At 73.2% G+C, this 18,397-nt stretch carries 17 protein-coding genes; 11 read left to right on the forward strand and 6 right to left on the reverse strand.

All coding sequences use genetic code 11. The features are described 5' to 3' along the window. Positions 1 to 2: 2 nt before the first annotated feature. Positions 3 to 1,313, reverse strand: a complete 1,311-nt coding sequence (locus tag AB0I91_RS14740) for an MFS transporter (RefSeq protein WP_498779930.1) — start codon at positions 1,311 to 1,313, stop codon at positions 3 to 5. Positions 1,314 to 1,475: 162 nt separating this feature from the next. On the opposite strand from AB0I91_RS14740, the gene AB0I91_RS14745 reads away from it, so the two are divergent. From AB0I91_RS14745 to AB0I91_RS14760, 4 genes are all read left to right on the forward strand, one after another. Continuing rightward, entirely contained in the window at positions 1,476 to 2,045 is a 570-nt protein-coding gene (locus tag AB0I91_RS14745; protein ID WP_498779931.1) for an NADPH-dependent FMN reductase, read from the forward strand. A 1-nt stretch (position 2,046) separates the two neighbouring features. After that, positions 2,047 to 3,027, forward strand: coding sequence for a zinc-binding dehydrogenase (locus tag AB0I91_RS14750; protein ID WP_499637156.1), 981 nt, complete (start codon positions 2,047 to 2,049; stop codon positions 3,025 to 3,027). Between the two features lie 10 nt (positions 3,028 to 3,037). Next, positions 3,038 to 5,959, forward strand: coding sequence for a LuxR C-terminal-related transcriptional regulator (locus AB0I91_RS14755; protein WP_499637158.1), 2,922 nt, complete (start codon positions 3,038 to 3,040; stop codon positions 5,957 to 5,959). A gap of 147 nt (positions 5,960 to 6,106) precedes the next feature. Continuing rightward, positions 6,107 to 7,825: a family 20 glycosylhydrolase gene (locus AB0I91_RS14760; RefSeq protein ID WP_499637262.1), complete on the forward strand. Its 1,719-nt coding sequence runs from the start codon at positions 6,107 to 6,109 to the stop codon at positions 7,823 to 7,825. Positions 7,826 to 7,892: 67 nt separating this feature from the next. On the opposite strand, the gene AB0I91_RS14765 is transcribed toward AB0I91_RS14760, so the two are convergent. Together AB0I91_RS14765 and AB0I91_RS14770 are read right to left on the reverse strand one after the other, a co-directional pair. Then, positions 7,893 to 8,717 carry a hypothetical protein gene (locus AB0I91_RS14765; protein ID WP_498779937.1) on the reverse strand — a complete coding sequence of 275 codons (825 nt, stop codon included), beginning with the start codon at positions 8,715 to 8,717 and terminating at the stop codon, positions 7,893 to 7,895. A 68-nt stretch (positions 8,718 to 8,785) separates the two neighbouring features. Continuing rightward, positions 8,786 to 9,022: a hypothetical protein gene (locus tag AB0I91_RS14770; protein WP_499611914.1), complete on the reverse strand. Its 237-nt coding sequence runs from the start codon at positions 9,020 to 9,022 to the stop codon at positions 8,786 to 8,788. Positions 9,023 to 9,220: 198 nt separating this feature from the next. On the opposite strand from AB0I91_RS14770, the gene AB0I91_RS14775 reads away from it, so the two are divergent. The 7 genes from AB0I91_RS14775 (at position 9,221) to AB0I91_RS14805 (ending at position 15,515) form a co-directional block, all read left to right on the forward strand. After that, the gene (locus AB0I91_RS14775; protein WP_498779939.1) at positions 9,221 to 10,315 is read left to right on the forward strand and encodes an XRE family transcriptional regulator; all 1,095 of its coding nucleotides are present in this window, start codon (positions 9,221 to 9,223) and stop codon (positions 10,313 to 10,315) included. After that, the gene (locus AB0I91_RS14780) at positions 10,294 to 11,448 is read left to right on the forward strand and encodes a hypothetical protein (RefSeq protein WP_499637160.1); all 1,155 of its coding nucleotides are present in this window, start codon (positions 10,294 to 10,296) and stop codon (positions 11,446 to 11,448) included. Before AB0I91_RS14775 ends, AB0I91_RS14780 begins: the two co-directional genes overlap by 22 nt. A gap of 88 nt (positions 11,449 to 11,536) precedes the next feature. Next, entirely contained in the window at positions 11,537 to 12,676 is a 1,140-nt protein-coding gene (locus AB0I91_RS14785) for an acyl-CoA dehydrogenase family protein (RefSeq protein ID WP_499637162.1), read from the forward strand. After that, positions 12,676 to 13,683 (forward strand): s-methyl-5-thioribose-1-phosphate isomerase, encoded by a 1,008-nt coding sequence (locus AB0I91_RS14790; RefSeq protein ID WP_499611920.1) that lies wholly within the window; start codon positions 12,676 to 12,678, stop codon positions 13,681 to 13,683. The genes AB0I91_RS14785 and AB0I91_RS14790 overlap by 1 nt, the downstream gene beginning before the upstream one ends. Continuing rightward, a complete protein-coding gene (gene mtnC, locus AB0I91_RS14795) occupies positions 13,676 to 14,341 on the forward strand; it encodes an acireductone synthase (protein ID WP_499611921.1) in 666 nt (221 codons plus the stop codon). Before AB0I91_RS14790 ends, mtnC begins: the two co-directional genes overlap by 8 nt. A gap of 11 nt (positions 14,342 to 14,352) precedes the next feature. Beyond that, the gene (mtnB, locus tag AB0I91_RS14800; RefSeq protein WP_499611923.1) at positions 14,353 to 14,937 is read left to right on the forward strand and encodes a methylthioribulose 1-phosphate dehydratase; all 585 of its coding nucleotides are present in this window, start codon (positions 14,353 to 14,355) and stop codon (positions 14,935 to 14,937) included. 5 nt (positions 14,938 to 14,942) lie between these two features. Further along, positions 14,943 to 15,515 (forward strand): 1,2-dihydroxy-3-keto-5-methylthiopentene dioxygenase, encoded by a 573-nt coding sequence (locus AB0I91_RS14805; protein ID WP_498779948.1) that lies wholly within the window; start codon positions 14,943 to 14,945, stop codon positions 15,513 to 15,515. Here AB0I91_RS14805 and AB0I91_RS14810 read toward each other — a convergent pair. Genes AB0I91_RS14810 through AB0I91_RS14820 form a run of 3 tightly spaced genes read right to left on the reverse strand, consistent with a single transcriptional unit; the run spans position 15,490 to position 18,048 of the window. Then, a complete protein-coding gene (locus tag AB0I91_RS14810) occupies positions 15,490 to 16,104 on the reverse strand; it encodes an HD domain-containing protein (RefSeq protein ID WP_498779950.1) in 615 nt (204 codons plus the stop codon). The two genes, AB0I91_RS14805 and AB0I91_RS14810, sit on opposite strands and share 26 nt — an antisense overlap. Next, on the reverse strand, positions 16,097 to 17,383 hold the full coding sequence (locus AB0I91_RS14815; RefSeq protein WP_499611927.1) for a HAMP domain-containing sensor histidine kinase: 1,287 nt from the start codon (positions 17,381 to 17,383) through the stop codon (positions 16,097 to 16,099). Before AB0I91_RS14815 ends, AB0I91_RS14810 begins: the two co-directional genes overlap by 8 nt. Continuing rightward, positions 17,380 to 18,048: a response regulator gene (locus tag AB0I91_RS14820; protein ID WP_498779954.1), complete on the reverse strand. Its 669-nt coding sequence runs from the start codon at positions 18,046 to 18,048 to the stop codon at positions 17,380 to 17,382. The genes AB0I91_RS14815 and AB0I91_RS14820 overlap by 4 nt, the downstream gene beginning before the upstream one ends. Positions 18,049 to 18,397 lie beyond the last annotated feature (349 nt).

Consider the following 18,397-nt stretch of genomic DNA (forward strand, 5'->3'; position numbering starts at 1 on the left):
GCTCAGCGCGGCCTGCCCGCCGCCAGCGCCACGACCCCCGCCACGGCCACCGCCGCCGACACCGCGACACCCGCGCGGAACCCGGCGTCACCGCCGCCCGCCAGTCCCGCCGCCAGCGCCGCCACCGCGGGCCCCACCGTGCTGCCGACCATCCGCGCGGTGGCGCTCAGCCCGCCCGCCGCACCGGCCATCCCCTCCGGCGCACCGGACATGACCAGGGTGTTCATCGCCGTGTTGAACAAGCCCTGCCCCACACCCAGCAGCGCCAGCCGCCAGCACAGGTCCGGCAACGACGTCACCGGCAGCACGAGCAGCCCCAGCGCGAGCGCGCTCAGCACCGTCCCACCCATCGCCACCAGCCACGGCCCGTACCGGTCGCTCAGCGAACCCGACACCAGCGCGAGCCCGGCCACCCCCGCCACGAACACCAGCAGCGCCACCCCGACGTCCTCCGGCGAGCCGCCCAGCACGTCCGTCACCTGGTAGGGCACCAGGAAGAACATCACCCCGGCCAACGTCGACACCAGCGACAACGTCAGCAGCGGCAGCCCGAACAACCTCCGCCGGACCAACGTGAGCACCGGGCGCGAGCCTGGTAGCCGCGCCCACCACACCGCGAGCACCACGGCCACCCCGAGCAGCCACGCCAGGTCCTCGAACGCCAGCAGCACCGACGTGATCGCGCCACCCAGCAGCACCGCTTCCAGCACCAACCGCCCGTCCGGCCGGGGCAGCCCCCGCCCGTCCGGCCGCAGCGACCGCCACCCCAGCCACAACGCGACCACCAACACCGGCAGCTTCATCAGGAACACCGAGCGCCACCCGAACGCGCCCGCCACCAACCCGCCCAGCGGCGCGCCGGCCAGCCCGCCGATCGTCATGATCGTGATCACGTACCCGATCGCCCGCCCGCGCTGCTCCGGCGCCACCGCCGCGACCACGATCGGCATGTACCCGGCCAGCACCAGCGACCCGGCCACACCCTGCAGCACCCGTCCCACCACCAACACCCAGAACGACGGCGCGACCGCCGTGAGCACGCTCGCCACCGCCACTCCGGCCAGCGCCAGCAGGAACGCCGACCGCACGTCCGCCCGGTCCACCCACCGCCCGGCCGGGATCGCGATCGCCGCCATCGGCAGCGTGTAGGCCAGCAGCACCCACGCCGTGGCCGCCGGTCCGATGTCCAGCTCGCCGCCCAGGCTGGGCAGCACCACCGCCGCCACCGTCATCTCGGTGGTGACCACCAGCATCGCCATCGCCAACGCCACCACCGGCGCCCACCGCGTCCCGACCCGCACGTCCTGTGTCATGGCGCCGAAGCTACGGCCGCGTGCCGCCCCGCCGAATCAGTCAGGTGACCGGTCGACCGACGCACCGCGACCCGCCGGTGGACGACCAGTCAGGTGACAGATGCCCGCGCCCTTCCCCCGCTCCTAGCGTCGACACCGACACGACCGAGGGAAGGAACACCCGTGATCAAGCTAGCGATCATCGTCGGCAGCACCCGGCGCGGCAGGTTCGCGCCGGTGGTGGCGAACTGGTTCGCCGACCGGGCCAAGCAGCGCGACGACCTGAGCGTGGACGTGCTCGACCTCGACGACCTCGACCTGCCGGACCGGCTGCACGGCTTCGGCGAGGACCCGGCGCCGGAGGTCGCGCTGGTCTCGCCGCGCCTGCGCGACGCGGACGCGTTCATCGTCGTCACGCCCGAGTACAACCACAGCTTCCCCGCGCCGCTGAAGAGCGCCATCGACTGGCACTTCACCGAGTGGCAGGCCAAGCCGGTCGGGTTCGTCTCCTACGGCGGCGTCGGCGGCGGGTTGCGGGCGGTCGAGCAGTTGCGGCAGGTCTTCGCCGAGCTGCACGCGGTCACCGTGCGGGACACCGTCAGCTTCCACGGCGCGTGGTCGCGGTTCGACGACGCGGGCGCGCCGGTCGACGCCGACGCGGTGAACAAGGCCGCCACCGCCGTGCTCGACCAGGTCGTCTGGTGGGGGACGGCGCTCAAGGAGGCCCGCGCCAAGCGGCCTTACGAGGCCTGACGTGCGGGCCGTGCGGCTGCACGCGTTCGGCTCGGCCCTGCGGTGCGAGGAGGTCGGCGACCCGGCGCCGGGGCCGGGCCAGGTGCGGATCGCGGTGCGCGCGGCGGGCGTGCACCTGGTGGACGGGGTGATCCGGCGTGGCCGGGAGGACTGCGTGCCGCTGCCGGAGCTGCCCGCGGTGCTGGGGTCCGAGGTGGCCGGCGTGGTGGACGCGGTCGGCCGCGACGTGGACGAGGCGTGGCTGGGGGAGCGGGTGGTGACGCAGCTCGGCCTCGCCGGCGGTGGGTACGCCGAGCTGGTGGTGCGGGAGGTGGGCGCGCTGCACGTGGTTCCCGACGGGCTCGACTTCCCGGCGGCCGTGGCGATGATCTGCACCGGCAGCACGGCGCTGGGCGTGCTGGACGCGGCGGCCCCGGCCCCGGGCGACGTGGTGGTCGTGACGGCCGCCGCCGGGGGGATCGGGACCGTGCTGGTGCAGGGCGCGACCCGGGCCGGTGCGCTGGTGGTGGGCCTGGCGGGTGGTGAGGAGAAGCGGCGGGCGGCGTTGCGGGCGGGTGCGGCAGTGTCCGTCGACTACCTGGCGGAGGGGTGGCGGGAGCAGGTGTGCGCTCGACTCGGTGGACGGGAGGTGACGGCGGTGCTGGACGGTGTCGGGGGTGCGCTGGGGCGTGGTGCGGTCGACCTGCTCGCGCCGGGTGGGCGGGTCGTGATGTTCGGGTCGTCGTCCGGCGAGCTGGTGCACCTGACCTCGGCGGACCTGTTCGCCCGCGCGCTGACCGCGACCGTCGCCGTCGGACCGCAGGTGGCGAAGCGGTCGGGCGGGCTGCGCGCTCTGGAGGCACGTGCCCTGGCCGCCGCCGCGACCCACCGGCTGACCCCGTTCGTCCAACCGTTCCCGCTGGCCGAGGCCGGGCGGGCGCACGAGGCGATGGAGAGCAGGCGCACAGTGGGCAAGGTCGTGCTGCTCCCGGACGCCGGCTAGGGTCGGGGACATGCTGCACGGGAGGTCCGCCGAACTGGCCGTGGTGGACGACCTGTTGTCCGCCGCCCGCGCCGGACGCAGCGGCGTGCTCGTGGTGCGCGGCGAGGCGGGCATCGGCAAGTCCGCCCTGCTGTCGCACGCCGCCACCCGCGCAACTTCGCCGACCTCGGATTCGCCCGCCCCGGATTCGCCCGCACCGGGCTCGCCCGCCCCGGAATTGTCGTACCCCTTTGGCACAATGAAAGCAGGGGACCCCCTGGCGGGTACCCCTGCGCAGCAATCGCCCGGCCCAGCCGGCGGCAACCACGGCCCTGCCGGCAACCACGCTCCTGCCGGCAACCACGCTCCGGCCGGCAACCACGCTCCGGCCGGCGGCAACCACGCTCCTGCCGGTGCCGACCGAGCCTCGGCCGGTGCCGGGTTCCTGGTCCTGCGCGGCACGGCGGTGGAGTCCGAGTCCGTGGTGCCGTTCGCCGGCCTCAACCTCCTCCTCGGCACCGTCGTGGACCGGGTCGACACCCTGCCGCCCAACCAGGCCACCGCCCTGCGCGCCGCCCTCGGCCTCGCCCCGCCCGAAGGCGGCGACCACCACCTCGTCGGTCTGGCCGTCCTCACCCTCCTCGCCGACCTCGCCGACCGGCGCCCCGTCCTCTGCCTCGTCGACGACGCGCACTGGCTGGACCAAGGCTCGGCCCAAGCGCTCGTCTTCGCCGCGCGCCGCCTCCAGGCCGAGGGCATCGCGATGATCTTCGCCGCCCGCGACCTGCACGCACCCCCGTTCCCCGCACCCGGCCTGCCCGAGCTGCGCCTCACCGGCCTCACCCCGGAGCACTCCGCCGCCCTCCTCGAGGAACACGCCGCCGACCTGCCCCGCTACGTCCGCGACCAGATCGCCGACGAAGCGCGCGGCAACCCGTTGGCGCTGCTGGAACTCCCCGCCGCCCAGCGCGAGGGCCACCTGCCCGCCGCCCACGCCTACCGCGTCGCCGCCCTGCCGACCCACAGCCGCATCCAGCAGACGTTCGCCGACCGCATCGGCACCCTCCCCGAACGCACCCGCACCCTCCTCCTGGTCGCCGCCGCCGACGACACCGGCGACCCGGCCGTGGTGTTCGAGGCCGCGGGCCTGCTCGGCGCGTCCGTCGACGACCTCGAAGCCGCCGAACGACGCCAACTCCTGCGCTCCGACGACGGCCGGCTCACCTTCCGCCACCCCCTGATCCGCGCCGCCGCCTACCAGAGCGCACCGCTCAAGCACCGCCTCACCGTCCACAAAGCACTCGCCGACGTGCTGGACGACGCCCACCGCAGCGCCTGGCACCTGGCCGCCGCCACCACCGCGCCCGACGAGCACGTCGCCCAAGCCCTCGCCCGCACCGCCGAGGACGCCCGCAACCGGGGCGGCTACGTCGCCGTCGCCGCCGCCTACCACCGCGCCGCCGAACTCACCCCGGACCCCACCGAACGCGGCCACCGGCTGGCGGCGGCAGCGGGCGCGGCCGGCGCGGCGGGCCAGTTCGACCGCGCGGTCGCGCTCGCCGACCAGGCGTGGGACCTCGTCACCGACACGCTGGACGGCGCACGCGTGGCGCGCATCCAGGCGAGGTTGGCCGCCGAGCAGGGACGTCCGGCGCAGGCCGCGGCGCAACTCGCCCGCGCCGTCACGTGCGCCCGGCACTCCGATCCGGAGCTGGCGGGGGAGATGCTGTTCCACGCGGCCAACAACGCGTGGGCCGGCCGCGACTTCGACGCCCTCGCGGACATCGTGGCGCGCGCCGACGGCCTGCCCGGCGCCGACGACACCCGCGGCGTCGCCAAAGCCGCCTTCGGCCTGGAAGGCGAGGACGTCCCCGGCGGCATGGCCGCGCTGCGCGGGCTCCTCGGCTCCCGGTACGTCGGTGGCCCCGGCAACGCGGTCACCGCCTGGTGGAACCTCGTCCTCGGCGACGACCAAGCCGCCTACGCCTGGGCGTTCGACCTGGAACGCCAGTCCCGCGCCCAAGGCGCCCTCGGCGTGCTGCCCCGCGCCCTCGCCTACCTGGCCCGCGGCCGCCTGCACCTCGGTCGGCACCGCGACGCGCGGGCCACCGCCGAAGAAGGGCTGCGCATCGCCGCGGACATCGGCCAGGAGTTCAGCGTCGGCTACCTGGCCGCCGTGCTCGCCGAGCTGGCCGCCATCGAGGGTGACGAGGCCAGGTGCGAGGAGCTGGTGGCGACGTTGGTCGGCGGCGCGCCCCAGTCCGTGCGGGCGGCGTGCGCGTCGGCGTTGCTGGACCTGGGCCTGGGCCGGCACGAGGCCGTGCTGGACCGGTTGGCCGACGTCGCCGCGGGCGCGCACCGGCTCTACTCCGTCACCAGCCTGCCCGACCTGGTGGAAGCGTCCGCCCGGCTGGGCAAGCCGCACGCCGACGCCGCCCGCTGGTACGACGAGTGGGCGTCGAGCACCGGCCGACCGTGGGCCCTCGCCGTCTCCGCGCGCTGCCGCGCCCTGCTCACCAACGACGAGCAGTGGTACGCGAAGGCCGTCGACCTGCACCGCGTCGACGACAGCCGCCCGTTCGAACGCGCCCGCACCGAGCTGCTGTACGGGGAGTGGCTGCGCCGGGCCCGCCGCAAGGCCGACGCCCGCACGCACCTGCGGTCGGCGTCGGAGGTGTTCGAACGCCTCGGCGCGACACCGTGGGCCGCCCGCGCCCGCACCGAGCTGCGGGCCACCGGCGAGAGCCGCGCCGTGCCGGGGCCGGACCCGCTCAGCGCCCTCACCCCGCAGGAGCTGCAGGTCGTGCGGCTGGCCGCCGAGGGCCTGAGCAACCGGGACATCGGCGCGCAGCTGTTCCTGAGCCCGCGCACGGTCGGCTACCACCTCTACAAGGCCTACCCGAAGCTCGGCGTCGCGTCGCGGGTGGAGCTCGGCAGGCTCGCCCTCGCGTAGCCGACCGGTGTCGCCGACTGGTCTAGACCCATTGACATCTCCTCCCGGGCGTACGCACGCTTGACGGCAGCCGGCCGCCGCCTTGCCCTAGGAGGACCCACGGTGACACTCCCAGCGAGGACGGCACGAGCGCTCGCCGTCCTGGTGATGGTGTTCGGCGCGATCGCCGTCTGGAACACCGACACCACCACGGCCTCGGCCGCCGAACCCCTCAACGGCCTCGTCCCCGCGCCCGTCTCGGTGCAGCCCGCCGCCGGCGTCACGCACGCGATCACGGCCGACACCCGCATCCACACCACGGCCGCCGCGCACGGCGTCGGCGACCACCTGGCCGCCCTGCTCCGCCCGTCGACCGGCTACGCCCTGCCCGTCACGGACACCACCGGCGTCCCGGCCGACGGCATCGCGCTGCTCATCGGCGGCGCGCCCGCGTCCGTCGGCGACCAGGGCTACCAGCTCACCGTGACGTCCGCGTCCGTGCAGCTGCGGGCCGACACGCCCGCGGGCCTGTTCGCGGGCGTGCAGACGTTGCGCCAACTCCTGCCCGCCAAGGTCGAGAGCCGGACCGCGCAGGCGGGCCCGTGGACCGTGCCGGGCGCGACGATCACCGACTACCCGCGCTTCGCCCACCGGGGCGCGATGCTGGACGTGGCGCGGCACTTCCACCCCGTCGCCACGGTCAAGCGCTACCTCGACCAGCTCGCCCTCTACAAGGTGAACTACTTCCACCTGCACCTCACCGACGACCAGGGCTGGCGCATCGTCGTCGACAGCTGGCCGCGGCTGGCCACGCACGGCGGCAGCACGCAGGTCGGCGGCGGACCGGGCGGGTACTACACCAAGGCGCAGTACCAGGAGATCGTCGCGTACGCCGCCGCCCGGCACATCACCGTCGTGCCCGAGGTCGACCTGCCCGGCCACACCAACGCGGCGCTGGCCTCCTACGCCGAGCTGAACTGCAACGGCGTCGCGCCCGCGTTGCGCACGGACATCGCGGTCGGCTACTCGTCGCTCTGCGTGTCCAAGGAGATCACCTACACGTTCGTGGAAGACGTGATCCGCGAGATCGCCGCGCTGACGCCCGGCCCGTACTTCCACATCGGCGGCGACGAGGCGAACGCGACCACCGACCAGGAGTACCAGGCGTTCATGAACCGGGTGCTGCCGCTGGTCGGCAAGTACGGCAAGAAGGCCATGGGCTGGCACGAGTTCGTCAAGACGACCGCGGACACCGGCGCGGTCGCGCAGTACTGGGGCACGACGACGTCCAACGCCGTCGTCCAGAACGCCGCCGCGCGTGGGCAGAAGATCGTGATGTCGCCCGCGAACAAGGCGTACCTGGACATGAAGTACCACTCCGGCACGCCCCTCGGCCTGAGCTGGGCCGGTTACGTCGAAGTCCGCGACGCCTACGACTGGAACCCCGGCACGCACGTCAGCGGCGTCCCGGAGTCCGCCGTCCGCGGCGTGGAAGCTCCACTGTGGACGGAGACGGTCGTGACACCGGCCCACGTCGACTTCATGGCGTTCCCACGCCTGTCCGCGATCGCCGAACTGGCCTGGTCACCGTGGGCGACCCACAACTGGGACGCGTTCCGCCGGCGCCTCGGCGCCCAGGCGCCGCGATGGGCCGCGATGGGCATCGACTTCTACCGCTCGCCCCAGGTCCCGTGGGCCGACAACGGCACCACCACCACGACAACCACGACCACCACCCAACCGTCCGGCACCTGGGCCCCGAACCGCGCGTACGCAGTGGGTGCCCAGGTCACCTACAACGGCGTCGCCTACCAGTGCCGCCAGTCGCACACCTCGCTACCCGGCTGGGAACCACCGAACGTCCCCGCCCTCTGGCAACGCCTCTGACGCCTGCCCTGGACGTTCAACTCACCGGTCCCGCGCGTCGAACACCCGGGCACCCCGAGTTGAACGTTCAGGGCACGACGCGGGCGGCGGAGACCGGGCGTTCCGACACCGCGAACGTCCGCGCGGACGACGTGTTCACGCTCCACCGGTACCGGCTGAACTCGCCGGTCACGTCGGACGCGTAGAACATCATGTGCCCGTAGCCCGCACCGTCCGTCGAGGCGGTGGCGTTGAAGATCCGGTTGTCCGGGAACCGGGAGTAGTTGCCCACCCCGTACACGCCGTGCGGCTCGGACGTGCAGTCCACGACCTCCACCGCGTACTGCGTCTCACCGCGGAAGTTCAGGCCGCGGGTCGGCGCGGTGTAGACGCCCTTCACCGAGCGCACCATCACCACGTGCCCGGTGTTGGTGTCCTGGTCGTTGCGGTAGTCGACGGCGATCAGGTCACCCGGACGAAGGTCCGCCACCCTGGTGACGCGCTCGAAGTGCGGGATCTCCCGCTCCGCGAACGCCGCCCGGTAGTCGCGCGCGAACGGGCTCGCCACGCCGAAGTGGGCGCTGAAGAACCCCGGGGTCGCCCACTTGTACGTGCGCTTCAGCACGGCGGTCAGGAACGACGCGCACTGGCTCTGGTTGACCCACCCGGACGCGTCGCCGGGCGAGCCCCACCGGACCACGTTCGGCTGGTCCGGCTCCTTGTAGGTGTTGTTGGCCAACGGGCACGTCGGCAACGACAGGTAGCCGACCAGTTGCTCGGCTTCCAGCAGGTGCGGTGTGGACGGCCGGTGTGGACGCGGCGTCCGGGCCGACGCGGCGGTCGTCCCGAGGGTCGCGGTCGCCGGTGCGGCGACGGCGGTTCCCCCGGAGAACGATCTGCGCGACAGGTCCATCGTGCGACTCCCCCTTCGATGCGGGCCCGCATACCGTAGTCGAAGGGGGTGGGCCGCACGTGGCGGTTTCAGCGCGCGTAGACCAGCAGGACGGTGGTCAGCACGGTGCACAGGGCGAGCATCGCGGCGATCCCGGTCATCGCCGCACCGGCCGACAGCAGGACCCGGGTGAGCATGCCGAGCACCCGGCGCAGGAGCTTGGCCAGTCCCATGACCAGCGCCATCGCGCCGATCATGATCACCACCACGAGCGGCGTCCACTCGGTGGCCTCGGAAGTTTGAGCTAACGCGGTGAGCATGTTCATGATGACCCCCGGATGGCTTCCTGGGTGAACTTCACCTCTACTCACTGAAGTTGACTGAACCTCAGTAACTTGAGCGTAAGTGCGGTGTACCGGGCTGACAAGCCCCTGATGGGCGTATCGGCTCGTGACTTCTCTCCGCAATCGTGTATGTTTCACGCTTCAGCTGTTACGCTGAAGTTCACTGAAGGGCGCGCGGACGTGGTCGTTGCGGATGACTCCCACCTGCTGGCGCACCGCCTTCGGGCGCTGCGTGAAGAGCGGTGGCCCGACATCACGATCACGCAGAGTGACCTCGCGCACGCGTTCAGTGCCGAGAAGCCCGCGAGCGTGCCCCTGCTGTCGTCGTGGGAGAGCCGCAGCAAGCCCAAGACGCCGCCCCTGAACCGCCTCGCCGCCTACGCCACGTTCTTCGCCACCAAGCGCTCCGTCGCCGCCCGCCCCTACCGGCTGATCCCGGTGGAGGAGCTGACCCCCGACGAGCTGCGCCGGCGGGAAGAGCTGCTGCGCGAGCTGGCCGACCTGCGCGCCGCCGTCGAGCGCGAGGACGGCGCGACCCCGGCCCAGGACCGCGCCGACCGGGGCTTCTGGTACTTCGACGACCGGTACGACATCACCATCGTCGTCGCCCAGCTCCCGGCCGACATGCGGGCGAAGATGCCCTACTCCGACCCCACGCAGCCGGACTACGTCGAGCTCTACACCTACGCCGACCTCGACGCCCTGATCGAGCTGCACGGCCACATCCGCGCGCTCAACCCGCGCAGCCAGGTCAACTTCCGCATCGCCTCCGACCTGGCGCCCGACGACTACACCACGCACCTCGTGCTGCTCGGCGGCGTCGACTGGAACCTCGTCACCCGTGAGCTCCTCGACCGCGTCGACCTGCCGATCACGCAGGTCGCGCGGCACGACGAGGCCGAAGCCGGCGGGTTCGTGGTGCGCGACCGCGAGGGGGGCGAACGCCTCTTCGCGCCGAAACTCGGCAACCACCGCGGCCACGAGGTCCTGCTGGAGGACGTCGGCCACTTCTACCGCGGCACCAACCCGTTCAACCACAAGCGGACGGTGACGATCTGCAACGGCCAGTACGGCAGGGGCACCCTCGGTGTCGTGCGGGCCCTGACGGACAGCAGGTTCCGCGACCGCAACGGCGCGTACCTGGAGACCCGCTTCGCGGGCGCCGACGCCTACAGCATCCTCACGCGGGTGCAGGTGGTGAACGGCCAGGTCGTGACGCCGGACTGGAACCTGCCCCAATCCCGCCTCGTCGAATGGCCGGAGGGCCCGGGTTGAACGCCACCGCTCCTGCGCTCGTGGAGCACCACGCGTCGCACGGCAAACTGCTGACCACAGTGGACGTCCGCGACTGCCCGCCGGGCGCCGTCGACGCGATCATCGTGCCGACCAACCGCCCGTGGCGCTACCTCGGCACGGTGGTCGAGGTCGCCGCCCAGCTCGACCGGCCGCTGGTCGTGCTCGCCAGCGGCGCCGCCGCACCGGACCGGGCCGCGAAACTGGCCCGCACCAGGGGCGTCGAGATGCTGGTGGTCGACGTCCGCGCGCTGCCGCCTTCGCTCATGCCCCGCCTGTCGGCCACCACGAAGGTGCTGGGCCCCACGGAGTTCATGCGGCACACCGACACCAGCTTCAAGCGCAACCTCGGCCTGCTCGTGTCCCGGGTGGTCGGCTGGGAGCGGGTGGCGTTCCTGGACGACGACATCACCGTGCCGACGCCCTCCGACCTCGACGCGGCCGCCGGCCTGGTCTCGGAGGGCTACGCGGCCGTCGGGCTGGAGGTCGGCGGCTTCCCGGACAACTCGGTGGTCTGCCACGCGCACCGCGAGACCGGCGGCGACCAGGGCACGTTCATCGGCGGCGGCGCGCTGGTGATCGGCCGCGAGTCGATGACCTCGTTCTTCCCGACGATCTACAACGAGGACTGGTTCTTCCTGCTCGACGACGCGGGCCTGCGCCGGTCGGCGATCACCGGCAAGGTGCGGCAGAAGCCGTACGACCCGTTCGCCAACGAGTCGCGGGCGCAGATGGAGGAGTTCGGCGACTGCCTCGCCGAAGGGGTGTTCGCGCTGCTGGACGACGACGGCGGCTTCGAGGCGGCGGCGGACGAGGGCTACTGGACCGAGTTCCTGCTCGGCCGGATGGCCCTGATCGACAGCATCCTCGACCGCATCAGGTCACGGGGGCGGCGTGACGATGAGGCGTTGCGGATGGAGATCGCCCTGCGCGCCGCGCGCAAGCGCTGCGACGCCATCCCGCCGTCGCTGTGCGTGCGGTACCTCAAGGCGCTCGCCCAGGACCGGCGCACGTGGGCGGCGCACGTCGCGACCTTCCCCCGCGGCACGGTCGGCCTGCGCGGCTCGGTGACGGAGCTGGGCCTGGTCGGGCACGCCACCTACGTCGCCCGCTGACGCGGCCTCCCATGTGGCGGAACGCTCAGCCCGCGGCGCGCGCCGGCGATTAGGCTCGCCTGCTGGGACGCACACGGTAGGAGGGCGCATGACGAGCACCGATGGTCGGCAGAAGTGGCTGACCGTCGCCGAGGAGCTGGCCGCGGCGTTGCGGGTCGACGCGGCGGAGCGCGACCGGCGCGGTGCGGAGCCCTCGGCGGAGGTCGCGGCGTTGCGGCGGTCCGGGTTGCTCGAGGTCGACGACTGGGCCACGCAGCAGGCCGTGACCAGGGTCGTCGGCGCGGCGGACGCCAACGTCGGCCACCTCCTCGGCTACCACTACCTGCAGGTCTGGCGCAGCGGCCTGTTCGACAACCCCGACCACCGGCCCGGTGGCGACGTCCCCGGCGCCGATGTCTTCTGGGCGGGGGTCAGCAACCCGCTCGACGCCGCCCTGGAGCTGCGGCCCGTCGACGGCGGGTTCGAGGTCACGGGCCGCAAGACGTTCGCCACCGGCGCGTCGGTGGCCGACCGGCTCGTGGTCAGCGCCACCCACACCGAGACCGGCGACAAGATCACCTTCACCCTCGACGCCAAGGCCGACGGCATCACCTACGCCGGTGACTGGGACAACATCGGCCAACGCCTCACCGCCAGCGGCGGCGTGGTGTTCGACCACGTGCACGTGCCGTCCGACCAGGTCCTGGGCCCGCACGACGAGAACAGCCCGCGCCTGTCGCTGGCCGCCCTCGGCTTCCAGCTCGTGCTCGCCCAGCTGTACGTGGCGATGGCCGAGGGCGCGCTGGCCGAAGCCGCCCAGTACACCCGCACGACCACCCGCCCTTGGTTCCTCAGCGGCGTCGACCAGGCCACCGCCGACCCGTACGTCCTCGGCACGTACGGCGAGCTGGTCGCCGACACCCAGGCCGCCGGCCTCCTCACCGACCACGCCTCGGACAAGCTGGACCAGGCCTCCCGGCGCGGCGCCGACCTGACCCGGAACGAACGCGCCGAGACCGCCGCCGCCATCTCCTCGGCCAAGGTCGTCGCCACCAAGGTCGCCAACCAGACCACCAGCCGGGTGTTCGAGCTGTGCGGCGCGCGGGCCACCGCGGCCGGCTACGCCTTCGACCGGTTCTGGCGCAACGCCCGCACCCTCACCCTGCACGACCCCGTGTCGTACAAGGCGCGCGAGGTCGGCGCGTACTACCTCACCGGCGAGCACGCGCCGTTCACCGGGTACAGCTGATGGAGCCGTTGCTGGCGCGCAGCGTGCGCCTCGAGGACGACGGCGTGCACGTGCTGGACCGGCGCAACTTCCCGTTCGAGAAGACGTGGGTGCGCTGCGGCACGGTCGCCGAGGTCGCGAAGGCCATCGAGGACATGGTCACCCAGTCCTCCGGCCCGTACTTCGCCGCGCTCTGGGGCATGGTGCTGGCCGCCCGCGAGGTCCGCGACCTGCCGCGCGACGAGGCCCGCGCCCACCTCGACCAGGCCGGGCAGCTCCTGATCGCCACCCGCCGCACGAACAACCACCTGCGCAAGGCGGTGGCCGCCGTGCTGGCGGGCGTCGACGCGAACGACGACCTCGAAGCCGGTGCGCTGGAAGGCGCGAAGGCGGGGGACGAGCGCTACCGCAGCCGCAGCCGCAGCCTCGGCGCGCACACCGCCGCGCTGCTGCCGGACGAGGGCGCGGTGCTCACGCACTGCTGGGCCGACCTCTACCTGACCGAGACAGTCACCGCCGCCCAGGCGATGGGCAAACGTTTGCGGTTCGTCTGCACCGAGACCCGCCCGTACCTCCAGGGCGCCCGCCTGACCGCCGAGACGCTGGGGGAGATGGGCGTCGACACGACCCTGATCACCGACGGCATGGGCGCGGCCGTCATGTCGACCGGCGACGTGGACGTGCTGCTGACCGCCGCCGACCGCGTCACCATGGACGGGCACGTGGTCAACAAGGTCGGCACGCTCGGCCTCGCGATCGCGGCGCACGCGTTCGACGTGCCGTTCCTGGCCATGGTGCAGGCGCCGGACCGCCTGGCGCCGACCGCCGCCGACGTGCCGATCGAGCACCGACCGGGTGACGACGTGCTGCACACGCTCGGCCGCCGCACGGCCACCGACCGGGCCCGGGGCCTGTACCCGGCCTTCGACGTCACGCCGCCGCGGTTCGTCACGAAGGTGGTGACCGACCGCGGTGCGTACGCTCCGGACGGTTTGGCCGATTACTACGTTGGGGACGTTCATGAGTGAGTGGGTCGTGCTGGACATCGAGGGCACGCTCAGCGCCACCGACCAGGTCCTGGTCACGCTGTACGACTACGCCCGGCCGCGCCTGGGCCCGTGGATCGACGAGCACGGTGACGACCCGGCCGTCGCCGAGGCCGTGGCGCAGGTCCGCGAGCTGTCCGGTGTGGACGGCGGCACGGACGAGCTGGTGCGCGTGCTGCACGGCTGGATGGACGAGGACCGCAAGGTCACGCCGCTGAAGACGTTGCAGGGCCTGATCTGGCAGCGCGGGTACGCCGAGGGCGACCTGGTGGCCGAGTTCTTCCCGGACGTCGTGCCCGCGCTGCGCAAGTGGCACGCCGAGGGCACGAAGCTGGCCGTGTTCTCCTCCGGCTCGGTGGCCGGTCAGGTGGCGTTCTTCGCGCACACCGCGGACGGCGACCTCACCTCGTTGTTCGAGTTCCACTTCGACACCGTGAACGCGGGCCCGAAGCGCGAGGCCGCGTCGTACCTCAAGATCGCGTCCGTGCTCGGCTCGGACGACATCACCTTCTACTCCGACGTCCCCGCCGAGCTGCACGCCGCCGCCGAGGCGGGCTGGGGGACGGTCGGCGTCGCACGCCCCGGCGAGCCGTACGGCGACGCGGACTTCGGTCCACACCGGACGGTGCGGGCCCTGTGAGGACCGGCTCGGTGACACCCGGTGCGGCGCTGGCCGCCGAGTGCGCCCGGTACACCGCGATGGGCTGGATGCGCGGCACCTCGGGCAACCTCTCCGTGGTCGTGGACCGCGACCCCCTGCGGCTCGCGGTGACCGTCAGCGGCAAGGACAAGGGCGAGCTCACCGCGGACGACGTGGTGATCGTCGACGCCGAGGGCCGCACGGACGACCCGGTGCGCGTGCCGTCGGCCGAAGCGGGTCTGCACGGGCGGATCGCGGCGGTGTCCGGCGCGGGCGCGGTGGTCCACGTGCACGCCCTCGCGCCCGTGGTCGCGGCCGAGCACTGGCCCGACGGCGTCGAGCTGCGCGACCTGGAGATGCTCAAGGGCTTCGGGCGGCAGGCGCACGAGACCGTCGTCGTCCCGGTGGTGCCGAACAGCCAGGACATGACCGTGCTCGGCGACGCGTTCGAGGCCGGTTTCCGCGCGGACGTGCCCGCCTTGCTCGTCGCCCGCCACGGGGTGTACGTCTGGGGTGACGACCTCTACCAGGCGCGGCACCGGCTGGAGTGCTTGGAGTGGCTGTTGCGCTTCAAAGCCGAGACCTACAGGAGGTAGGCGCGATGACGTTGCTGACCGTGTGGTCGGACACCGACCCGGAGACCGCTCTGGTGCGCACCGCCGACCCCGCCGAGATCGCGGTCGAGCTGAAGCAGCTCGGCGTCCGGTACGAGCAGTGGCCGGTCGTGCCGGGCGTGACCAGCGAGAACGTCCTGGAGGTGTACGCCGAGCAGGTCGCCCGCGTCACCGAGACCGAGGGCTACGTCCTGGTCGACGCGACCGAGATGACCCCGTCCGACGACCCCGAGTGGCTGGCCTCGGCCTCCCAGGCGCGGCTGAAGTTCCTGGCCGAGCACACCCACGACGACGACGAGGACCGGTTCTTCGCGCGCGGCTCCGGTGTGTTCTACCTGCACGTCAAGGAGCGCGTGTACGCGGTGCTGTGCGAGGCGGGCGACCTGCTGAGCGTGCCCGAGAACACCACGCACTGGTTCGACATGGGCACCCGGCCGGACTACGTGTCGATCCGGTTCTTCCACGACGACGACGGCTGGGTCGGCAACTTCACCGGCAGCGGGATCGCCGAGTCGTTCCCGACCTACGACGCGCTCATGGCGGGTCACCGAGCGAGCTGAGCTCGGCGGCGAGGTTGGCCTTGGCGCGGACCTCCCACCGCTCACGTGCGTGCGGCGTGACGTACAGCGGGTCGCGCCGGGCCAGCGAGCGCAGGACGTTCGCCCGGCCGACCCGCCACGCGTCGTCCGGCACGTGCGCGTACTCGGCGCGCACGGCCGTGCGGTAGCGCTCGTAGGCGGCCGGGTCGGAGCCCAGGACGGCCAGGTCGGCGTCCAGGAGCAGGCACGTCAGCGGGTCGTCCGAGGCGTGGTCCGCGGTGGCCAGCACCAGGTCGGCCACCGCGTCGGCCTCGGGCAGGCCGACCAGCCGTTCCCGGGCCCACTCGGCGCTGCGCCGCTCGTCCTCGCCCGGCACACCGTCGTAGATCACGTCGTGCACCAGGGCGGCGAGCGTCAGCACAGCGCGCTCGCGTGCCGTGCGGTTGTCGGCCTCGGCGAGCACGTCGACGTCGCGGACGACGGCCAGCACGTGGCCGGCGTTGTGGTAGCCGCGGTGCGGTTCGGCGTACCGCTCGGCGAGGTCACCCGGTCCCTGCGCGCCACCGAGCACCCGGACCGCGTCGTGCCACCGTGCTTCCAGCTCAAGCATCGGGCAACCCCACCGTGAACGCCGCGCCGCCCTCGGGCGCGGGACCGGCCTCGATCGTGCCACCCAACCGGGTCACCAGACCGTGCACCAGGGCGAGCCCGATGCCCGTGCCGACCGGCCGGGACCGCTCGTACTTCGCGTGCAGCGCGCCCTTGCGGAACGCCACCCGGTAGTCCTCCTCGGACAGCCCCGGACCGCCGTCGCGCACCTGGAGCACGTCGTGCAGCGCCAACACCACCGGCCGACCGGCGGGCGTGAGGCGCAGCGCGTTCTCCAGCAGCCCGTCCAGCACCTGCCGCACCCGCCGGGCGTCCGTCGTCCGCACGACCGACCGCGCCGGCGCTTCCAGCCGGAACTCGACCCCCTTCGCCGCGCACCGGGCCCGCCACACCTCGGCGGCGGCCGTGACGACCTCGGTCAGGTCGACCGGGGCGAGGTCGACGCGGAAGTCGTCCGCACCCAGGCGGGCCAGGTCGAGCAGGTCGGTCACCAGCCGGTCGAGCCGGTGCGCCTCCTCGGAGATCGTGCGGCCGACCGACGGCACCTCCGGCCCGGACACCACGCCGTCGGCCAGCGACTCGGCGAACCCGCTCACCGCGGTCAGCGGCGTGCGCAGCTCGTGCGAGACCGACAGCAGGAACTCCCGCTGCCTGGCCTCGCTGCGCGCCAGCGCGTCGGCCAGGGCGTTCACCGCGCCGCCGACCTCGGCGACCTCCGCCGGCCCCTGCTCGGGCGCCCGCAGGTCGCGCCGACCACCGCTCATGGTGCGCGCGACCGCCGCCGTCCGCCGCAACGGGCGCGCGACCAGCTTGCCCAGCAACAACCCGGCCACCGCCGCGACCAGCAACCCGACAGCCAGCGCGAACGTGATGTTGCGCAGCAGCTTGCGGCCCGGTCCGTTGCCGATCCCCGTCTCCTGCACCAGCGCGACCCCGTCGCGCACCTCGACCAGCCGCGTCCCGGCGACGCCGGACCTGACCCGGGCCTCCCGCACCGCACGCACGGCCTGCGGATCACCGGCCAGCCCGCCGTCCGGCCCGATCAGCACCACGGCGATGCCCTGCCCGCGCAGCACCTCGACCACCCGCAGCCGCCCGGCCCGACCCACGTCGAGCTGCCCGGCCACCACGTCCGCCTGGTCGGCCAGCGCCTCACGGCTCACCTCGCGTGACGCGGTCAGCACCAGCCGTGCCGACACCAACCCCGCCACCACGACCGCCACACCGGCCACGGCCAGGCACAACGCCGTGATGCGGAACGCGAGGCTGGTCCGCTTCACGACGCCTCGACCGAGTAGCCGACCCCGCGCACGGTCCTGATCGGGCTGCGGTCGCCGAGCTTCGCCCGCAACTGCGCCACGTGCACGTCCACCGTCCGCGTGCCCGCCGCCGCCGCGTAACCCCACACCGCGCTCAACAGCTGCTCCCGCGCGAACACCCGCCCGGGGTGCCGCATCAGGTGGGCCAGCAGCTCGAACTCCGTCGAGGTCAGCGCCACCTCGTCGGCGCCCGCCCACACCCGCCGCCGGTCGCCGTCCAGCTTCACGTCGCCGACCACGTGCACCGGGTTGACCTGCGGCGTTCCCCGGCGCAGCACGGTGCGGACCCGGGCCACCAGCTCGCGCGGGCTGAACGGCTTGGTCACGTAGTCGTCCGCGCCCAGCTCCAGCCCGAGCACGCGGTCCACCTCGTCGTCGCGCGCGGTCACGAACAGCACCGGTGTCCAGTCGCCCGCCGCGCGCAGCGCCCGGCACACCTCGACCCCGTCCATCCCGGGCAGGCCGACGTCCAGCAGCACCGCCACCGGCCGCAACCGCCGCACCGCCGCCAACGCCGCGTGCCCGTCCGCCTCCACGTGCACCCCGAACCCGTCCCGCCGCAGGTAGAGGCAGATCAGGTCGGCGATGGCCCGTTCGTCCTCCACGACCAGCACGAGTCCCTGCACGCCGGGAATCGTGGCACGCGGCCGGCGGCGGGCAGGGCCACGCGCGTGTTCGGGTTCGGTAAAGGTCGTGCGCTCGGGCCGGCTCGTCGAGCCACCGCACGATCCGTACCCCCTGTGCGGGTGAAATCCACGCGTGCCACGTCGGATCGGCATAACGAATCCATACCGGCGTGCATCAGCTGAATGGTCCACGGCGATAGAGCAGAGGCGGAGTAGTCCGATCCGCCGATCAGCCCTTCGACCACGTGGAGACCTCCATGCGCACGGCCAGTCGTACTCTGTTCGGAGCATCCTCCCTGCTTGCGGTCCTCGCGGCCGGCGCCCTCGCCGCCGGTGCCTCCGCCCAGCC

This window comes from Actinosynnema sp. NPDC049800, assembly GCF_040656635.1.
Classification (GTDB): Bacteria; Actinomycetota; Actinomycetes; order Mycobacteriales; family Pseudonocardiaceae; genus Actinosynnema.